The sequence below is a fragment of the Streptomyces sp. NPDC026589 genome, assembly GCF_040638385.1.
Taxonomy (GTDB): Bacteria; Actinomycetota; Actinomycetes; order Streptomycetales; family Streptomycetaceae; genus Streptomyces.
This window is the reverse complement of sequence record NZ_JBEZYG010000013.1, coordinates 147,267-164,853: the sequence shown is the minus strand read 5'-3', so window position 1 is coordinate 164,853 and position 17,587 is coordinate 147,267. Positions and strand designations below refer to the sequence as shown.

The 17,587-nt window shown below is 72.4% G+C and carries 15 protein-coding genes; 7 read left to right on the top strand and 8 right to left on the bottom strand.

Features of this window, described 5'->3' with window-relative positions; genetic code table 11:
• Positions 1-101: 101 nt before the first annotated feature.
• From AB0F29_RS23050 to AB0F29_RS23040, 3 genes are all read left to right on the top strand, one after another.
• Complete coding sequence (locus AB0F29_RS23050) at positions 102-497, top strand: VOC family protein (protein ID WP_032791032.1); 396 nt, start codon at positions 102-104, stop codon at positions 495-497.
• Between the two features lie 202 nt (positions 498-699).
• Positions 700-1,779, top strand: a complete 1,080-nt coding sequence (locus tag AB0F29_RS23045; protein ID WP_361874814.1) for a glycoside hydrolase family 5 protein — start codon at positions 700-702, stop codon at positions 1,777-1,779.
• A gap of 189 nt (positions 1,780-1,968) precedes the next feature.
• On the top strand, positions 1,969-4,377 hold the full coding sequence (locus AB0F29_RS23040) for an endonuclease/exonuclease/phosphatase family protein (protein ID WP_361874812.1): 2,409 nt from the start codon (positions 1,969-1,971) through the stop codon (positions 4,375-4,377).
• Between the two features lie 116 nt (positions 4,378-4,493).
• Here the strand turns inward: AB0F29_RS23040 and AB0F29_RS23035 are convergent, their stop codons facing one another.
• Genes AB0F29_RS23035 through AB0F29_RS23025 form a run of 3 tightly spaced genes read right to left on the bottom strand, consistent with a single transcriptional unit; the run spans position 4,494 to position 6,920 of the window.
• Positions 4,494-5,402, bottom strand: coding sequence for an alpha/beta hydrolase (locus AB0F29_RS23035; RefSeq protein WP_361874809.1), 909 nt, complete (start codon positions 5,400-5,402; stop codon positions 4,494-4,496).
• A gap of 22 nt (positions 5,403-5,424) precedes the next feature.
• Entirely contained in the window at positions 5,425-6,690 is a 1,266-nt protein-coding gene (locus tag AB0F29_RS23030; RefSeq protein WP_018956765.1) for a beta-ketoacyl-[acyl-carrier-protein] synthase family protein, read from the bottom strand.
• On the bottom strand, positions 6,687-6,920 hold the full coding sequence (locus AB0F29_RS23025; protein ID WP_265598414.1) for an acyl carrier protein: 234 nt from the start codon (positions 6,918-6,920) through the stop codon (positions 6,687-6,689). The genes AB0F29_RS23030 and AB0F29_RS23025 overlap by 4 nt, the downstream gene beginning before the upstream one ends.
• Positions 6,921-7,162: 242 nt before the next feature.
• On the opposite strand from AB0F29_RS23025, the gene AB0F29_RS23020 reads away from it, so the two are divergent.
• Positions 7,163-7,609, top strand: coding sequence for a nitroreductase family deazaflavin-dependent oxidoreductase (locus AB0F29_RS23020; RefSeq protein WP_361874805.1), 447 nt, complete (start codon positions 7,163-7,165; stop codon positions 7,607-7,609).
• A gap of 170 nt (positions 7,610-7,779) precedes the next feature.
• Here AB0F29_RS23020 and AB0F29_RS23015 read toward each other — a convergent pair whose 3' ends face one another.
• Both AB0F29_RS23015 and AB0F29_RS23010 read right to left on the bottom strand, forming a co-directional pair.
• Positions 7,780-8,328 (bottom strand): hypothetical protein, encoded by a 549-nt coding sequence (locus AB0F29_RS23015; protein WP_361874802.1) that lies wholly within the window; start codon positions 8,326-8,328, stop codon positions 7,780-7,782.
• A complete protein-coding gene (locus AB0F29_RS23010; RefSeq protein ID WP_361874799.1) occupies positions 8,325-8,927 on the bottom strand; it encodes a TetR/AcrR family transcriptional regulator in 603 nt (200 codons plus the stop codon). Before AB0F29_RS23010 ends, AB0F29_RS23015 begins: the two co-directional genes overlap by 4 nt.
• A 154-nt stretch (positions 8,928-9,081) precedes the next feature.
• Here AB0F29_RS23010 and AB0F29_RS23005 point away from each other — a divergent pair, with 154 nt between their 5' ends.
• From AB0F29_RS23005 to AB0F29_RS22995, 3 genes are all read left to right on the top strand, one after another.
• Positions 9,082-9,813, top strand: a complete 732-nt coding sequence (locus AB0F29_RS23005; RefSeq protein ID WP_361874796.1) for a nitroreductase family protein — start codon at positions 9,082-9,084, stop codon at positions 9,811-9,813.
• A 278-nt stretch (positions 9,814-10,091) separates the two neighbouring features.
• Complete coding sequence (locus AB0F29_RS23000; RefSeq protein ID WP_361874793.1) at positions 10,092-11,645, top strand: peptidoglycan-binding protein; 1,554 nt, start codon at positions 10,092-10,094, stop codon at positions 11,643-11,645.
• A gap of 85 nt (positions 11,646-11,730) precedes the next feature.
• On the top strand, positions 11,731-12,102 hold the full coding sequence (locus tag AB0F29_RS22995) for a hypothetical protein (RefSeq protein WP_361874790.1): 372 nt from the start codon (positions 11,731-11,733) through the stop codon (positions 12,100-12,102).
• 39 nt (positions 12,103-12,141) lie between these two features.
• Here the strand turns inward: AB0F29_RS22995 and AB0F29_RS22990 are convergent, their stop codons facing one another.
• The 3 genes from AB0F29_RS22990 to AB0F29_RS22980 all read right to left on the bottom strand — a co-directional run bounded on the left by AB0F29_RS22990 (position 12,142) and on the right by AB0F29_RS22980 (position 17,429).
• Positions 12,142-12,813, bottom strand: coding sequence for a hypothetical protein (locus AB0F29_RS22990; RefSeq protein WP_361874787.1), 672 nt, complete (start codon positions 12,811-12,813; stop codon positions 12,142-12,144).
• An 87-nt stretch (positions 12,814-12,900) separates the two neighbouring features.
• Positions 12,901-13,599, bottom strand: coding sequence for a DUF1326 domain-containing protein (locus AB0F29_RS22985; RefSeq protein ID WP_018956774.1), 699 nt, complete (start codon positions 13,597-13,599; stop codon positions 12,901-12,903).
• 170 nt (positions 13,600-13,769) lie between these two features.
• A complete protein-coding gene (locus tag AB0F29_RS22980; RefSeq protein ID WP_361875074.1) occupies positions 13,770-17,429 on the bottom strand; it encodes a S8 family serine peptidase in 3,660 nt (1,219 codons plus the stop codon).
• Positions 17,430-17,587: the final 158 nt, after the last annotated feature.

Genomic DNA, 17,587 nt, shown 5'->3' with positions numbered 1-17,587 from the left:
TTTCCTCACCCGGGACGCGTCCGCACCGGTGGCCCGGATTCCGGATTCCCGGACGGGCCCGTGGCGGCGTGGCAGCGCCCGGTGGGGGTACTGGTTCCCGCATGACTGTGGAGAAAACGAGCGTCCTCGTCCTTGACTGCGCCGAACCCATGGAGCTGGCCGAGTTCTACGCCGGTCTGCTCGACGCGGAGATACGGATCGGCTCCGACCCCGATTTCGTCGAGATCGTCGGCAACGACGGCGTCCGGCTGGCGATTCGCCGCGACCACGGCTACGCCCCGCCGAGCTGGCCGCGCCCGGAGGACTCGCAACAGGCGCATCTGCGGATCCTGGTCGGCCCCGAGAACATCGACGAGGCCGAGCGGGAGGCGATCGGGCTGGGGGCCCGGCCCGTCGACACCGGCGACAGCAACAGCGGCCCCCGGGACGTGAGGGTGTACGGGGACCCGGCGGGCCACTCGTTCTCGCTGGCGGTCTACCCGCTGCCACAGGGCTGAGCACCCCGGGAGGGCTGGGCGGGACACGGGCATAACGGCGCACAAGGGAGCGCGCTCGGCGGAAGGCTCCCAACAGGCCCTTCCGCCAAGCGCGTTAATAGGCAGGAAAGTTTCCCAACGCTGTTGACGACAATTGGAAGGAAGCTTTACTTTCAGTTCTGCCGACATGGCGCCTCCCACCCCCTCCGAAGGGAGCACCACCATGCACCAGCGCACCACTCCCCCCACCGGTTCCACCCCCACGACCGGCCGACGCGGAATGGCCCGCAAGGCCCTGCTCGCCGCGTCCGCGCTCGGTGTCGTCACCGCACTCATGGCTCCCGTCCGGGCGGGAGCCGCTCCGGCTCCCGCCTCCCCCACCGCCGCCACCCCGCTCGCCGCCAACGGACAGCTCTCCGTCTGCGGCCGTCAGCTCTGCAACGACTCCGGCCAGGCCATCGCCCTCAACGGGATGAGCACGCACGGCACCCAGTGGTACGCCCAGTGCGTCACGGACGGATCGCTCAACGCCCTGGCCCAGGACTGGCGCGCCGACGTACTGCGCGTCTCCACCTACGTACAGGAGGGCGGGTACGAGACCGACCCGGCCGGATTCACCGCCCGGGCGCAGAAGTTCGTCGACGCGGCGCACGCACGCGGCATGTACGCCGTCATCGACTGGCACATGCTCTCCCCGGGCGACCCGAACGCCAACCTGGCGCGGGCGAAGACCTTCTTCACGGCGATGGCGAAGAAGTACAAGAACCACCCGGGTGTGCTCTACGAGATCGCCAACGAGCCCTCGGGGGTGAGCTGGTCGCGCATCAAGTCGTACGCCGAGCAGATCATCCCGGTGATCCGGGCCCAGGACCCCGACGCGGTGGTCCTGGTCGGGACGCGCGCCTGGTCCTCCTTCGGCGTTTCCGAGGGCCTCGACGAGTCGGAGGTCGTGAACAACCCCGTCCGCGCCTCCAACATCATGTACACCTTCCACTTCTACGCGGCCTCGCACCGCGAGGAGTATCTGAGCGCGCTCGACCGGGCCTCCGACAGACTGCCCGTGTTCGTCACCGAGTTCGGCACGCAGAACTACGCGGGCGAGGGCGCCAACGACTTCGCCATGTCGCAGCGCTACCTCGACCTGATGAAGCGCAAGAAGATCTCGTGGACCAACTGGAACTACTCCGACGACCACCGTTCCGGGGCGGTCTTCAAGACCGGCACCTGCGACGGGACCAACTGGACGGGGACCGGGGTCCTGAAGGAGGCCGGGGTCTGGATCCGCGACCGCATCCGCCAGTGACCCCGGCCGTCCGGCCGGGACGCACACGCTCATGACCCGCCCGGTGCGGTCCTCCCCAGGACCGCACCGGGCGCCGGTTCGCGGTGCTCACCCGGGATACGCCCGGAATTAACCTCCAACGCCTTGTCATGCCTGTTCTACGCGCATAGCTTTTGCCCCTCCTACTCAGTTCAGTTGGGGGCACCTCCCGTGCAGATACACAGATCCGGTTCCGTCCTGCTGACCGGCGCCGTCGCCGTCGCTCTCGCGGTGACCGCCCTGCCCGCCGCCCAGGCGGCCCCGTCGGCCACCGCCGTCATCTCCGAGGTTTACGGCGGCGGGGGCAACTCCGGCGCGACGCTGACCCGGGACTTCGTCGAGCTGGCCAACGCCGGCTCCGCGCCCTTCGAGGTCGGCGGCCTCAGCGTCCAGTACCTGCCGGGCAGCCCGTCGGCCGGCTCACGGTGGCAGGTCTCCGAGCTGTCCGGGTCGATCGCGCCCCGCGGCCGCTACCTGGTCGCCCAGGCCGCGGGCACCGGCGGAACCGTCGCGCTGCCCACCGCCGACGCCACCGGCACGGTCGCCATGGCGGCGGGGAGCGGCACCGTCGCCCTGGTCTCCGGAACGGCCCCGCTCACCTGCAAGTCGGCGGCGGACTGTGCGGCGGACGCCCGGATCGTCGACCTGGTCGGTTACGGTTCCGCGGTCGTCCGGGAGGGCGGCGGCCCGGTCCCCGGCGCGTCGGCCACCGCGTCCGTCGCGCGGGCCGCCTCGCTCGCCGACACCGACGACAACGCGGCCGACCTCGCCGCGGGCGCCCCGACGCCGGTCAACGCCAAGGGCGAGACGTCCGGCGGCGGGCAGGAGCCCGAGGAGCCCGGCCCCACCGAGCCCGGCGACGTACGGATCCACGACATCCAGGGCACCACCCGGGTCTCCCCGCTCGACGGCACGGCGGTGAGCGGCGTCCCGGGCGTCGTCACCGGAGTGCGGGCCAGTGGCTCGCGGGGCTTCTGGATCCAGGACACGGCCCCCGACGGCGACCCGCGCACCGGCGAGGGCCTGTTCGTCTACACCGGGTCCACCGCGCCCGCCGTGAAGGCCGGCGACGCGGTCCTGGTCAGCGGAAAGGTGGCCGAGTACTACCCGGGCACCGGCACCCAGTCCCTCACCCAGATCACCGCGCCCCGCACCACCGTCCTGTCCTCCGGCAACGCGCTGCCCGCCCCGGTCGTCCTCGACGCCCGTTCGGTGCCCGGCCGTTACGTGCCCTCGGCGGGCGGCGGGGCGATCGACGCGCTGCTCCTGGACCCGTCCCGGTACGCCCTGGACCTGTACGAGGCGCTGGAGGGCTCCCGGGTCGAGTTCGCCGACACCCGGGTGACCGGGGCGACGACCGCGTACGACGAGATCTGGGTGACCGTGAAGCCGCGGGAGAACCCGACCCGGCGCGGCGGCACGCGCTACGCCTCGTACGAGGACCAGAACACCGGCCGCCTCAAGGTGATGTCGCTGGACCCGGCGCGGCCGGTCCCGACGGCGAACGTCGGGGACGTGCTGGAGGGCCGCACCTCCGGCGTGCTCGACTACGCGAGCTACGGCGGCTACAACGTGCAGGCCACCGAGCTGGGCACGGTCGTCGACAAGAAGCTGCGGCGCGAGGTGACCCGCAAGCAGAAGAAGAACGAGCTGGCGGTCGCCACGTACAACGTGGAGAACCTCGACGCGGGCGACGACCAGGCGAAGTTCGACACCCTGGCCGAGGGCGTCGCGGTGAACCTGTCCTCCCCCGACATCATCTCGCTGGAGGAGATCCAGGACGACAACGGTGCGGTGAACGACGGCACGGTGGGCTCCGAGGCGACGCTGAAGCGTTTCGCCGACGCGATCGTCGCGAAGGGCGGGCCGCGCTACGCCTGGCGCTACATCGCCCCCGAGAACAACAAGGACGGCGGCCAGCCCGGCGGCAACATCCGCAACGTCTTCCTCTACAACCCCGAGCGGGTGTCCTTCACCGCCCGCGCGGGCGGCGACGCCACCACGCCGGTGCGCGCCGTGGACACCTGGAAGGGCGTCGAGCTCTCCGCTTCCCCGGGCCGGATCAACCCCGCGAGCCCGGCGTGGGACGACAGCCGCAAGCCGCTGGTGGGCGAGTTCGTCTTCCGGGGCAGGCCGGTCTTCGTCATCGGCAACCACTTCGCGTCCAAGGGCGGTGACCAGCCGCTGCACGGCCGCCACCAGGAGCCGACGCGTTCCTCGGAGACCCAGCGGATCCAGCAGGCCGCCGAGGTCAACGCCTTCGTCGCCTCCCTGCTGAAGGCGGACAGGTCCGCGCGGGTCATCACGCTCGGGGACATCAACGACTTCGAGTTCTCCCCGACGATGAAGGCACTGACCAGGAACGGGGCGCTCAAGCCGCTGATCACGACGCTCCCCCCGTCGGACCGGTACAGCTATGTCTTCGACGGCAACTCGCAGACGCTGGACCACATCCTGACGAGCCCCGGCATCCGGCGCCCCGACTACGACGTGGTGCACATCAATGCCGAGTTCGCCGACCAGGCGAGCGACCACGACCCGCAGGTGGTGCGGATCAAGGTCGGCGGCTTCCGGCACTGACATGACCGGGCAGCCCCCGGCGGGGCGGACCGGGGATCTCCGGTCCCCCCGACCGGGGTCCCGCTCAGGTCCCTGCGACCGGGGTCCCGCTCAGGACCGCACGGCCCCGGCCCCGCTCAGGTCCGCCCGGCCGGGGCGCCCGCCTGGCGCGGCAGGGTGACGGCAGCGGCCTCGTCGGCCACCGGCTCCCGCCCGGTGAGGAACCGGGAGACCAGTGCGGCCACTTCGTCGGCCCGCTCCAGGATCACCCAGTGGTCGGACTCCCCGATCGTCAGAAACCGGCTGCCCTCGATCGTCTCGGCGAACTCCCGCTGCCGCGCGGGCGGCGTCACCGTGTCGTGCTCCCCGGCGAAGACCAGTGCCGGTACGCCGGTGAGACCGCCGGAGAAGTCGGGCCGGTCGGCCAGCGCCCGGTAGAGCGAGTCCGCCACGTGCGGCGAGTGGGTGGCCACGTGCAGGAAGGAGCGCCGCACATAGCGGCGGGCCAGCTCCCGGCGGTGTACGGCGCGTTCCGGGTCCAGGCACATCAGGGCGTCGGCAGCGGTCGCGGCGAACCCCTCGCGGTCTCCTGCGGCCAGCAGCCGCCTGGCGTGCTCCCAGGCGGCGACCTGGACCGCGTCGATGTGGACCGGCACGCCGCCGAGGGCGAGGCGTGCCACCCGTTCCCGGTGGCGGCGGGCGAAGCCGAAGGCGATGGCGGTGCCGTAGGAGAAGCCGAAGATGTTGAGCCGGGGTGCGCCGAGGTCGTCGGCGATGCCGAGCACGGCCCGGCGCAGCAGGTCGGCGCTGGGGCCGGGCGGGAGCGGGTCGGCGCTGCCCATACCGGGCAGGTCGGCGGTGACCACGTCGGTGGCAGGGCCCAGGTGGTCGTCCATCTGGGGCCAGCCGAACATGCCCTGGAGCGCGCCGCCGAGAATGAGCGTCGGTTCGGTGGCCGGGGGCTCGCCGGGGTGGGCGCCCGGCAGGACGCGGTAGCTGTAGCGCACTCCGTCGACCGACAGGGTCCGGATGATCTCCTCGGGCATGTGCTCCTGCGTTCCCTTCCGTTCAGGTCCTGGTGAGGACGAGTGCCGCGTTGTGTCCGCCGAAGCCGAGCGAGGTCTTGACGGCGCAGTCGAAGGTGGCGCCGCGGGCTTCCTTGGCCACCACGTCGATCGTGATCTCCGGGTCGGGTGCGTCCAGGTTGACGGTGGGCGGCACCAGTTGGTGCTGGAGGGCGAGCACGGTGAGCGCGGTCTCGATGCCGCCCGCCGCGCCGAGGGTGTGGCCGGTCATCGCCTTGGTGGAGGTCACCAGTGGGCTCTCGCCGAGGACCCGGCGGAGCATCGTCGCCTCGATCAGGTCGTTGGAGAGCGTCGAGGTGCCATGCGCGTTGACGTGCCCGACGTCGGCCGGGGAGAGGCCCGCGTCGGCGAGCGCGGTGCGCAGGGCGCGTTCGATGCCGAGGCCCTCGGGGTCGGGGGCGACGGCGGAGTGGGCGTCGCTGGAGGCCCCGTACCCGCTGACATGGGCGCGGACGGCGGCGCCCCGGGCGCGGGCATGGTCCGGGTGTTCCATGACGATCAGCCCGGCGCCCTCGCCGACGACGAAGCCGTCGCGGTGGGTGTCGAAGGGCCGGCAGGCGGCCGCGGGGTCCTCGCGGCGGGTGGACGCGGCCTTGAGGCTGCAGGCGCTGGCGATCAGCAGGCGGGTACAGGTGGATTCCGCGCCCCCCGCGATGACGATGTCGCAGGCCCCGGAGCGGAGCATCTGGTGGGCGGTGCCGATGGCGACGGTGCCGGAGGAGCAGGCGGTGGAGACGGCCTGGCTGGGCCCGTGGACGCCGAGGTCGAGGCTGACGCTGCTGGCCGCGCCGTTGACGACGCTGAGCGGGGCGAGCTTCGGTGAGACCCGGCGGGGTCCGCGCCCGGCGAGCGCGGCGTGCTGCTCGTCGTAGAAGGGCAGCCCGCCGTGGGCGGATCCGACGACGACGCCGACGCGGCCGCTGTCCCAGACGGACGGGTCGAGTCCGGCGTCGGCGACGGCCTCGCGGGCGGCGATGACGGCGAGCTGGGCGAAGCGGTCCATCAGCCGCTGGGCGGCCACCCCGAGGACGGCTCCCGGGTCACAGTCGGTGACGGAGTAGAAGAAGTCGCAGGGCAGCCCGTCCAGTTCGGGTCGCGGGCCGGCGGAGGGCGCGAGGCCCTCGGTGACGCCGTGCCAGGCGGCGTTCGCTCCCGTACCGGCCGCGGTGACCAGGCCGACGCCGGTGACGGCGGCGGCGAACGGGGCGAGGGGCGCCCGGCGGTAGGGCCGACCTGGGGCCGCGCTCATGCGGATACCTTCCCGTCCACGGCCTCGACGAGGCGGTCGAAGGTGTCGCGCGAGGTGAGCGTGACGTCCTCCAGGTCCACGTCCAGCCGGTCCTCGATGTGCAGCCGCAGCTCTTCCAGCGCGAGGGAGTCCAGCCGCAGCCGGTGCAGCGGAACATCGGGGCGGATGGCCCCGGGGTCGGTTCCGAACTTCGCTACCAGCAGGGCGCTGATCTCTTCCGAAGTGCTCATTGGCGCTCCTGGGATCGGTGACGCGGTGACGCCGGCCGCGTGAGGGAGGTCAGGGGAGGGGCCATCGGGGGACGCCGGCTGCTCCGGAAGGACCCTTTATACGCCTTCCCGGGCGGGTTCCCGGCCCGCGTTCCCCCGTGCGGTGGGAGGGCTGTCCAGGTGTACGAATCCCGGGTGCGGCTCGGGTGGGTGCCAGGATGGGGGCGCAGCCCGTACGGGACGGCACGAGAGAAGGAGAAGCCATGACGGCCGAGCAGGACGCCAACGCGGAGGTCGCGCTGAGCCCCGCCGACTGGGTCGCCCGGCAGGCCGAGCTGTACGAGTCCTCCGGCGGCACGGAGGGCACCACTCAGCTGGGCGTGCCCTGCCTGCTGATGGACTACGTCGGCCGGCGCAGCGGGACGGTGCGGCGCACGGTGCTGATGTACGGGCGGGACGGCGAGGACTATCTGATCGTGGCGTCCAACGGCGGCTCGGACCGCCCGCCGCTGTGGTACCTGAACCTCCAGTCCACCCCGGAGGTCGAGCTCCGCGTGAACACCGAGCGGTTCGGGGCCGTCGCGACGACGCTCCCGGCCGAGGAGAAGGCGCGGGTCTGGCCGGGGCTGGTGGAGCTGTTCCCGCGCTACGGGGAGTACCAGGCGGGCACCGAGCGGGACATCCCGGTCGTCCGGCTGACACGGCGCTGACCGGTCGTCCGGCTGACACGGCGCCGACCGGTCGTCCGGCTGACACGGCGCCGACCGGTCGTCCGGCTGACACGGCGCCGAGTCCAGGGGGCCAGGGGGTGTGCGACACGTCCCCGCGCGGAGTGTGGCAGACACCCCCTGGGCGCGCCGGTCCGTGCCGAGCGCCGGGTTCACCGCTCCGGGAGCAGGTGGGCGAGCAGCAGCTTGATCACCAGGACGGGGGCGAACCAGGCCAGCTCGCCGGGGACGGCCACCGAGGTCGTCACGGCGGTGATCGCCAGGGCGGAGACGGCGAAGGCGACCGGTCGCCGGAGCTCCGCGGGGGCGATCAGGACGCATGCCGTCCCGGCGAGCGTGAGGGCGTAGACGACGGCGGCAGAGATCCAGCCGAACCCGGGGGCGAGCAGGGCCAGGGCGAACGGCTGGATGTGGGCTGCCACGAACGTGAAGTGGTGGAGCCGGGAGCGCCCCGGCCGGTGGAACCGGCGTTTGGCGGACCGGGTGGCGTTGACGACCGTGCCGCCGAACAGATCGAAGGCCACCACGGCGATCACGGTCAGCGCCGGCCACGCGTACGGGGAGCGCAGGGCGAGGGCTGTCGCGAACACGGTGCCGGCGAGCGCCCCCGCGTAACAGATGGTCCGCTCGCCACGCTCGGCGTCCGGGGCCACCAGCAGCGCGTCGAGCCGACGGGCCGCCGTGAACCCCACGGCCCTCATTCCGCTCCCCCGCGACGCAGCCCCTCGACGCACACGTCGAGAAGAGGCTCCGTCAGCTCCGCGACCGGCAGGGTGGGGTCGACGATCCACTGCACCAGACAGCCCTCGATCGCCCCGACGACGACCACCGCGTGCCCCGCGCCCACCCCGGCGCGGCAGACCCCCTCGGCCTCGGCGTCGGCGAGCAGTTCGGCGATCACCGCGCGGTACTCCCGGTACACGGCCGCGATGTCGACGCCGGCGGGGGCGCCCTGCCGTCCGGCGGCCCACAGGTCGATGAGGATCCGGGCGAGTTCGGGCTCGGCCACGACCATGTCCAGCACCGACCGCACGAGCCGGGCGAGCCGCTCCAGCCCGTCTCCCGGGCCGGTGCGGGCCTGCTGGAGCACCGCCCCCGCATGGGCCCTGTACTCCTCGAAGGCGGCCGTGAGCAAGGCGTCCCGGCTGTCGAAGTGGAGATAGACACTGCCCTTGGCGACGCCCGCTTCTCCGGCGACGTCGTCCACCCGGGTCGCGGCGAACCCCTGCCGGGCGAACACCCGCACCGCGGCCTTCAGGATCAGGTCCCGGCGCGCCGCCGGGTCGGCTCTTCTGGCCATGTCATGCCCCCCTGTCGAATGACTGACTGGTCAGTCATTCTAGGGCGCCGTGCGACGCCAACCGCCGCCACCGCAGCGGAAATCGGGCCGGGCCGCACCTCCGCACGCGGGGTGGGGAGACACCGACGGAGGAGCCTGCCTAAACTCCGCGATCATGACCATGGAAACGGTTCAGGCCGACCCGTCCGCCCTCGGCGGCCCCGCTCTCTTCGACACCATGTCCACCATGCGCGCCATGCGCCGCCTCAAGCCGGACGCGGTGCCGGACGAGACGGTCGAGCAGCTGATCCAGGCCGCCGTCTGGGGCCCCAGCGGCGGCAACATGCAGTGCTACGAGTACGTGGTGGTGACCGACCGCCAGGTGATGGCGCGGCTCGCCCCGCTATGGAAGCGGTGCGTCGACGCGTATCTGGCGACGACCGGGAAGTACGCCCCCGCGGGCATGGACGAGGCGGCGTACGGCCGGATGGTCGCGGCGATCGAGCATCAGCGCGACCACTTCGCCGACACCCCGGTACTGATCGTGCCGTGCTACCGGTTCCCGGAGCCGCGCCTGGACGAGGAGGGCCTGGCCGCGTCGGCGCGGGCGCTCGGCCCGGCGGGCACGGAGCACATGATGAACACGCAGACGCGTTTCCAGGCGCTGGCGGAGGGCTCCTGCGTCTATCCGGGAGTGCAGAACCTGCTGCTCGCGGCCAGGGGGCTGGGGCTCGCGGCGAACATCACCATCTGGCACCTGATGCTGGAGCAGGAGTGGAAGCGGGAGCTGGGCATCCCGGAGGAGATGGCGACGTTCGCCGCCGTGCCGGTGGGGTGGCCCGCGGGCAACTTCGGCCCGGTCCGGCGTCGGCCGGTGGCGGACGTCATCCACCGCGACCGCTGGTAGGGCGTGTTTCGAAAGCCCCGCCCGCTCGGCGGCGTCCGGCCCCGCGCCGCCCTCACCGGCACCCCCTGTCGGGTGACACTCGACGTCACCCGACGGGGCTGCGGCGGCGGCCAACTCCCGCGATTTTGCAGGATGTTGCCAGCAGAATCCCCTCTTCAACCCTTTGTCATGCCCACCCCATCTCGATAACCTGACGGTGTTCGGCATCCCTCTGGCCCGCCCCGGGCCCGAGGGCTTTTCTCTTCCCTCCACGCCCACCCCACAGAGCAGGAGCCCTCATGCCCCTACGCACCGCCGCCCGAACCCGGGCCCGCGCCTGTGCCGTGGCGGCCGTCATGGCCACGGCCCTCCTCGCGACCGGGCACCCGGCGTCCGCCGCACCGCGGGCGGACACGCCCGACCCGATGAACCGCGCGTTCGCCGAAGCGGCGGACGCGTACGGAGTACCGCGCGATCTGCTGGCCGCCGTCGGCTACGGCGAGAGCCGGCTCGACGGCCACGCGGGCGCGCCCAGTCAGGCGAACGGCTACGGCGTGATGCATCTGGCGAGCAACCCGGCCAACCGCTCCCTGGAGAAAGCCTCCGAGCTGACCGGCGAGAGCGCGGCCCGGCTGCGCCGGGACACGACGGCCAACATCCTCGGCGGCGCGGCCGTCCTGCGCGACCACGCCGACGCGCTGGGCCTGGACGCCGCCGAGCGCCGGGACGTGAACGCCTGGTATCCGGCGGTGGCCCGCTACAGCGCCGCCCAGGGCCCGGCCGCCGCGCTCTACGCGGACGCGGTCTTCACGTCCCTCGCCGAGGGCGTGTCCGCCACGGCGCCCGGCGGCGAGGAGGTCCTCGTACCCTCCCGGCCGGTCGACCCGGACAAGCGTGCGCTGTCGGCGTCCGACGTCTACGCCGCGAGCCCGGACTACCCCTCGGCGCGCTGGGTGCCCGCGTACTCCGGGAACTTCGTCGTCGGCCGCAAGGCCGCCATCGACAAGGTGGTCATCCACACCACCCAGGGGTCGTACGCCGGTTCCATCAGCTGGTACCAGAACCCGGCGTCGGAGGTCAGCGCGCACTACACGATCCGCTCCTCGGACGGCGAGGTCACCCAGTCGGTCCTGGAGAAGGACACCGCCTGGCACGCCGGCGGCACCAACTCCTCGTCCGTCGGGATCGAGCACGAGGGCTACGTCGACAACCCGGCCTGGTACACGGAGGCGATGTACCGGTCCTCCGCCGCCCTCACCAAGCACCTCGCGGCGCGGTACGGCATCCCGAAGAACCGGTCGCACATCATCGGCCACAGCGAGGCGCCCGGCGCCGACCACACGGACCCCGGCCCCAACTGGGACTGGAACCACTACATGGAGCTGATCGACGGCGACCCGGACAGCGGCGGCGACGGCCTGACCTTCCCCACGTACACGACCCAGCGGTCCGGCTCCACCGGCCCGCAGGTCAAGGCCGTGCAGACGCTGCTCAACGCGCAGGGTTACCAGGCGGGCGCGGCGGACGGCAGCTTCGGGCCCACCACGCAGAGCGCGGTGCAGGCGTTCCAGCGGGCCCGCGCTCTGGAGGCCGACGGGGTGGTCGGCCCGAAGAGCTGGACGGCCCTGCTGTCGGCGGGCACGACCCCGGCGCTGTCGCGGGGCAGTTCGGGCGACGCGGTGAAGCGGCTCCAGCGGTCCCTGACGGCGGCGCTCGGGACCACCGTCGGCGTGGACGGCGGTTTCGGCCCGGCCACGGAGACGGCGGTCCGCGGCTACCAGACCAGCCGGAAGCTCTCGGTCGACGGCAAGGTGGGCCCGGCCACGTGGGAGGCGTTGCAGAGCGGGAAGTGAGCGCGGGCCCGGGCGGGCCCTCCCCTGCTCCGGAGGGGCCGCCGGGGCCTGCCGGGCCGCGCCCGGGGCCCGGTACCGTCGTGGTGTGTGCTACTACGCGATGACGCACTACAAGCTGCACTTCGCCTGCGTTCCCTGCCGCGTGAGCTTCAAGCGGCATCCCTCGGGCGACCGGGAGCAGCCGTGCCCGAACTGCGGTCGCGCCCTCGTCTGCGCGGGCCACGACTTCGCGCCCCCACCGCGCCGTGACACCGCGGCCTGGGGCGCGGTGGCGGCCGTTCTGGGGGCGGGCCTGCGCTACGAGGGCCTGGAGCCGTGCGGCTGCGGCAAGCTGCCGCGTTTCCGGCCCCGGAGGCGCGCGGAGGTCAGGGCCCGGCTGGCCGTGGCGGCCCGGACGGGTCTGCCGGTCGCCGAGGCGTTGGCCCGCCGCGACCCGGCGACCCCGGAGGCGGACTGACCGCCACGGGCACGAGGCGCACGGCGTCCGGGGCGCGGCCTACTCCCCCGTGCCGACGGGGTACCCGATCTCCTTGACGTCCTCGGCCAGTTCGGCGGGGATCCGCTCGGGGGCGAGGGCGGCGATCACCTCGTCGGTCAGCGGTCGCAGCGCGTAGACGTGGCGTACGGCTTCGAGGTCCACGGAGACCTCGAAATGGTCCTCGGCCCACTCCTGGTAGGACTCGGGGGTGCCCGTGACGAGGAGCTGGAAGAGCCAGTCGGCCCCGTCGGAGTCCTCACCGTCCTCCGGGAACTCGATGGCGCCGGCCCGCCAGCGGTCGTCGTCGCTCGCGCGCCAGAGGCAGGCGGTGACGACGGGCATGCCGAACTCGTCGGTGAACGAAGGCTCGTCGACGTAACGGCGGAACACGGCGGGCACCTCGTCGAGCACCCCGGGCCAGGGGCCGTCGTCCACGTACGGGCTCATCGGCGACTCGTGGTCGAAGCCGCGCACGTACGCCCCGTCGGCGGAGAGGACCACGGAGTATTCTCCGCCCGAACCGTCCCGCATCGAGGCCATCGCCTCCGTCGGCGACCAGTGCGCGTCGTAGCTGTGCCAGCGGTGGTCCCATTCGGGACACAGGATCGCGTCGAGCATCGCCAGGGAACGGCAGAGGTCGGTGAGGGCGGATATGCCCGGCAGCCTGCGGGCCACGTCATGAACGCTCATGGTCATATCCAACCGCACCGGCCCGGCGGGGTCGTTCGCGCGCTCCCCCGAGAACCCGCCGGGCGGACGGTGCCCCCGCCCCGGGGGTCAGGGGCGCCAGTCGAAGGGGAAGTGCTTGCTGGATCCACCGCGGTACTCGTGCGAGAAGTCGAACCCTTCCGCGCGATCGCTCTCGACGACGCCCCACGTGGCGATCTGTCCGGGGCCGACCTCGGAGCCCGGAGCGTTGACCAGCTGAACGCGGCGGGAGGGGTCGGCCGTGGGACCGGTGAGGGCGGTCGCGCCGACGGAGACCTTGTCGTCGACCCGGGCCCGCCAGTACGAGAGATCCTCGGCGGCGTCGAAGTGGACCGGTGCGTGCCGCACCTCGCGCAGTTCGCTGATGAGCGAGCCGAACTGGCCCGGCCAGCCGCCGACATGACCGGCGAAGATCTGCTCCAGCGCTCCACGCTGGGCCTGGTCGCCCTTGGCGTCGATGTAGAGCATCACCTTCATCGTGGCCTCCGGGTCGCCCACCCACATGTTCCCGGCGAACTCGCCCAGTGCCACCACGCCCAGGCCGTCCAGGGAGACGTCCCCGAAGTGCCCCTCGTGGACCTGCCAGACCAGCGTGAAGAGGCAGTCTCCATGGGTCGGCGTCTGGGCGAACGTGCAGGGGCAGGGCAGCGCACAGCTGCACACGTCGAACCATTCACCCCGCAGGTGCCAGTCGGGCAGCGTGCCGTCGTTCGTGCCCGCCCGGACGACGGCGGGGGCGCTCTGCGATGCGGCGGAAGTGGTGCACATGGGGCCTCCAGATCATGTCTCACGTATACCCCTGGGGGGTATCTCGCTCACAAGGAAGAGACTAGAGCCCGGCCCACTTCCGGGTCAACTACCCCTACGGGGTATACAAATCGGCTCACTGACGCACGTGGTCCCGCACTCCCGAGGGAGTGCGGGACCACGTCAGCAGGTCACTTCAGGCCGAAGGCCCGGATGATCTCCTGGTCGACGACGAGCCCGCCGGGCCCCGCCGCGTGTGCCTTGAGCGAGACCGAGGTCGCGCCCTTCGACGGCGTGCGGAACGTGGCGGCCCACTCGCCGGTCTTCTTCTTGCGGAGGCCCACCTTCGTCCAGTGCTCGCCGTCGTCGTAACTGACCGACAGCGAGGCCTTGTTCGCCTTCACCGCACCGGGCAGCCACTCCTGGGTGGTGGAGGAGAGGCCGACCTCCATGGTGCGGCCGGCCCGGACGTCGCCCGCCAGGTCGGTGTCGACGGCGTAGTCCAGCTGGAGCATCGGGATGTCGGCCTGGGACGGGCCGCCCTCGTCCAGAGCGCCCGAGACGAAACCCCACTCGGAGTGGGTGCGGGTCGACGTCTTCCAGGTCTCCGCGTCCCGCTCCGAGTCGATGACCAGCCGGTACGGGAGCTTCTCGGCGGGAAGGTCCCAGACGTATCCGGCCCTGCCCGCCCCCTTCTTCAGTTCCTTGTCACCCTGGTAGAAGGCGTAGGAGGTGGTGTCGTACTCGTTCTCAGGCATCGAGCCGGAGTGGCCCGCGCCCGCGTCCGTCCACGGGGTGATATTGAACTGGACGTCGTTGGACGCCGTGCGGAACGGACCCCAGTAGCCGGTGCCGAGGCGGGGGCGGACCACCGGGGCGAACCACTCGGCGCGGTAGTCCCCGCCCGCCCGGTAGTCCAGCTCGGCGCTGCGCATCTCGTGCGCCCGGCCCGACTGCTCCGCGTCCAGGACCGCGTGGTTCTCGTACCAGAAGGAGTCGCCCGGCAGCGGGTTGACCCATTCGGTGCGGATGTCCGGGAACTGCTCGTACTCCTCGAAGCCGAGGCCGGGCCCGTACTCCGGGATGTCGTAGCGGTAGCCGCCGCCGAGCGTCTTCTCGTGGCCGTAGAAGGTGTTCTCCACCTGGGCGAGCTGACGGGGCGAGGGGGCGAACGTCAGCGAGCGGTCCGGGATCGTGCCGTCGTGGCGGTCCACCAGGTCGTACAGGTAGTCCGCGAACTTCTTCTGGTCGACCTTGACCTTCTTGCCGCGCTGCGCCGCCCTGATCAGGCTCTCGCCCGCGGAGGCCTGGACCGAGGCGACCGGGATGGAGGTCTCCTCGCCGTACGGGGTGTAGCTCTCCATCGCCACGCCGCGCTCGTCGTTGACGACGAACAGGGCCTCGGCCCCGGCCGCCAGCGCCGCCGCGAGGCGTTCGGCGGGAGCGACGCCGGCGCTGCGGGTGATGACGACGGCCTTGCCGCGCGCGTTCACACCCCGGTAGTCCGCCGGCGCGCCCTGCCCCGCGTACACCGCCTTCAGTTTCCGCCTGCTGTCCTCGGCGACCGCCGCGCCGCCCTGGACGAAGACCGGCACGTCCCGGCCGTCGGCCTCGACGTCGATCAGCTCCTCGCCCTGTCGCCAGCGGGTCAGGAAGCTGAAGCTGCCCTGTGTGACCTTCTCGGTGGGGCTCGCCCACACCTGGTCGTACGTCAGCGGGATCTGGAAGGCGTCGCGCTGGACGGTGCCGTCCGGGGCGGTGCGCGCCATGTCATAGCGGAGCTGGCGGGTCTCGGTCTCCTTCGGGGTCCGCACGTCGACCTTGCGGGCCTTGGAGGCGTCGAGGGTGACGGTGGTGGAGCCGGTGAGGATCGTCTCGGGGGCCGCGAGGAACGCGACCGCCTTGGAGTCGGGGCGGTCGCCGTCGACGTCCACCGAGGCCCAGGAGGTGTAGTTGCCGGGCGGCAGGCGCAGGGTGGTCGCGCCGCCGCTGACCTGGACGAGGCCGAGCTGCGGATCACCCAGCTCGGCGAGGACGACGACGCCGTCCATCGGCTTGCCCGACCGGTCCCGGAGCTTCACCGTCAGGTCGTGCAGCTCCTTCTCCTTGGTGAGCGCGAAGCCGGTGTGCGCGACCGTCGCGCCCGCCGCGTCGGTCGCGACGACCTGGCCGGAGAAGGTGGTGTCGTTGGCGACCTTCGCCGGGTCCAGTGACAGGACGGCCTCGGCGGTGCCGCCCGCCGGGACGGTCAGCGTGTCGGTGGACAGCGTGTACGCGGCCTCGTCCGTGTCGGTGGCGAGGTTGAGCGTGATGTCCGTGTCACCCGCGTTGCGGTAGGTGACGGTGCGCTCGGCGACCTGGTCGGACGGGCTGTGCGGCCAGTCGTAGGAGGCGACCTCGACCGAGCCGGTGGCCTCGATCGTCGTGTCGATCGCCGCCTTCACGTCGAGCCGGCCGGTGCCCTGCTCGTACGGGGTGTAGGCGTCGAGCTTCTTGGACGAGGTCATGAGCGCGTCCTTGACGCGCTGACCGGACCAGTCGGGGTGGCGCTGCTTCAGGATCGCCGCGGCGCCCGCGACATGGGGCGTGGCCATCGACGTACCGGACAGTGACTGGTACATGCCCTCGATGCCGGGGATCGACTGCGAGGCCGCCGCGTTGATGTCGACGCCGGGGGCCGACAGGTCGGGCTTCAGGCCGTGGGAGCGGACCAGCGGTCCCATCGAGGAGAAGGGGGCCCGGCCGTCCTGCTTGTCGACGGCGGCGATGGTGAGCGCCTGCGCCGCGGAGCCGGGCGAGCCGATGGTGCCCGCCCCGTACGCGTTGCCGGCGGCGATCACGAAGAGCGGGCCGCCGTTGGCCGAGAGGGAGTTCACGGCCTGGGACATCGGGTCGGCGCCGTCGTCGGGCACCGGGGAGCCGAGGCTCATGGAGACGACGTCGGCCCCTTCGGCCTTGGCCCACTCCAAGGCCTCGATGATCCCGGAGTCCGCGCCGGAGCCCTCGTCGCTGAGGACCTTGCCGACGAGCAGGTCGGCGGCCGGGGCGACGCCCTTGTTGGCGCCGCCGGAGGCGGCGCCGGTTCCGGCGATGGTGGAGGCGACGTGCGTGCCGTGACCGTTCTTGTCGTCGACCTCCTCGCCCGGGACGAAGCTGCGGGCGCCGACCACGCGGTCCTTGACGTCCGGGTGGTCGGCGTCGATGCCGGTGTCCAGGACGGCGACCTTGGTGCCTTTGCCGTCAAAGCCGTCGGCCCACGCCCGCGGGGCGCCCACCTGCGGCACCGACTCGGTCAGCAGCGTTTCGGACCGGCCGTCCAGCCAGAGCTTCGCGATCCCGCCGTCGAGCGAACGGGCCTTGTCGTTACGGGTGATGGCGCTCCAGAACGTCCGCGCGTCGTCCTTGTCGGCCGTGAGCGCGGCCCCGTTGACGGAGGCGAGGGTGCGGACCTTCTTCGCGCCGCGCGGGGCGGTGGGCAGGGCCTTGGCGCGGGCGGGCGGATAGGTGGCGATGAGCGGAACGGAGCCGGTGCCCTCGTCGTCGTAGCCCATCCGCACGAGGGCCGAGACGTTGAACAGCCGCCGGTCCAGGGCGCCGGACGCGATCAGCGTGGTGGCCTCGTCGGGCAGGACGTACACGTCCTCGCCCGCCTGCTGGATGCGGACGCCGCCGTCCCCGCCGTCGGGCCGGTCCACGGTGACGGTGTCCTGGTCGCCGGGGCCGTCCACGTAGCGCACGACGTCACCGGTGATCAGGGTGACGGTGTGGCTCTCGGTGCGTACGTCGGAGCGCGGGGTTTCGGCGCGGGGTACGGGGGCGGCGCCCGCGCTGCCCGCGAAGGGGACCAGCATGCCGCCCAGCAGGGCCGCCGAGGTCGCCAGGAGCAGGGCTCTGCGTCCCGGGCGAGCGGATCTCGCCCGGCCGGGAACGGAGGAGGGGGAAGAAGTCATGCAGCTGATCTACCGGTAGATCCGGGGCGACCGCTGCGTATCCGACGGGCGGGAAACCG

What these genes read in the sequence shown, in the direction of transcription:
- AB0F29_RS23050 (WP_032791032.1), top strand. Translation starts at nt 102, where the DNA reads ATGACTGTGGAGAAAACGAGCGTCCTCGTCCTTGACTGCGCCGAACCC.
- AB0F29_RS23045 (WP_361874814.1), top strand. Translation starts at nt 700, where the DNA reads ATGCACCAGCGCACCACTCCCCCCACCGGTTCCACCCCCACGACCGGC.
- AB0F29_RS23035 (WP_361874809.1), bottom strand. Translation starts at nt 5,402, where the DNA reads ATGCCCGAGGAGATCATCCGGACCCTGTCGGTCGACGGAGTGCGCTAC.
- AB0F29_RS23030 (WP_018956765.1), bottom strand. Translation starts at nt 6,690, where the DNA reads ATGAGCGCGGCCCCAGGTCGGCCCTACCGCCGGGCGCCCCTCGCCCCG.
- AB0F29_RS23025 (WP_265598414.1), bottom strand. Translation starts at nt 6,920, where the DNA reads ATGAGCACTTCGGAAGAGATCAGCGCCCTGCTGGTAGCGAAGTTCGGA.
- AB0F29_RS23020 (WP_361874805.1), top strand. Translation starts at nt 7,163, where the DNA reads ATGACGGCCGAGCAGGACGCCAACGCGGAGGTCGCGCTGAGCCCCGCC.
- AB0F29_RS23015 (WP_361874802.1), bottom strand. Translation starts at nt 8,328, where the DNA reads ATGAGGGCCGTGGGGTTCACGGCGGCCCGTCGGCTCGACGCGCTGCTG.
- AB0F29_RS23010 (WP_361874799.1), bottom strand. Translation starts at nt 8,927, where the DNA reads ATGGCCAGAAGAGCCGACCCGGCGGCGCGCCGGGACCTGATCCTGAAG.
- AB0F29_RS23005 (WP_361874796.1), top strand. Translation starts at nt 9,082, where the DNA reads ATGACCATGGAAACGGTTCAGGCCGACCCGTCCGCCCTCGGCGGCCCC.
- AB0F29_RS23000 (WP_361874793.1), top strand. Translation starts at nt 10,092, where the DNA reads ATGCCCCTACGCACCGCCGCCCGAACCCGGGCCCGCGCCTGTGCCGTG.
- AB0F29_RS22990 (WP_361874787.1), bottom strand. Translation starts at nt 12,813, where the DNA reads ATGAGCGTTCATGACGTGGCCCGCAGGCTGCCGGGCATATCCGCCCTC.
- AB0F29_RS22985 (WP_018956774.1), bottom strand. Translation starts at nt 13,599, where the DNA reads ATGTGCACCACTTCCGCCGCATCGCAGAGCGCCCCCGCCGTCGTCCGG.
- AB0F29_RS22980 (WP_361875074.1), bottom strand. Translation starts at nt 17,429, where the DNA reads ATGCTGGTCCCCTTCGCGGGCAGCGCGGGCGCCGCCCCCGTACCCCGC.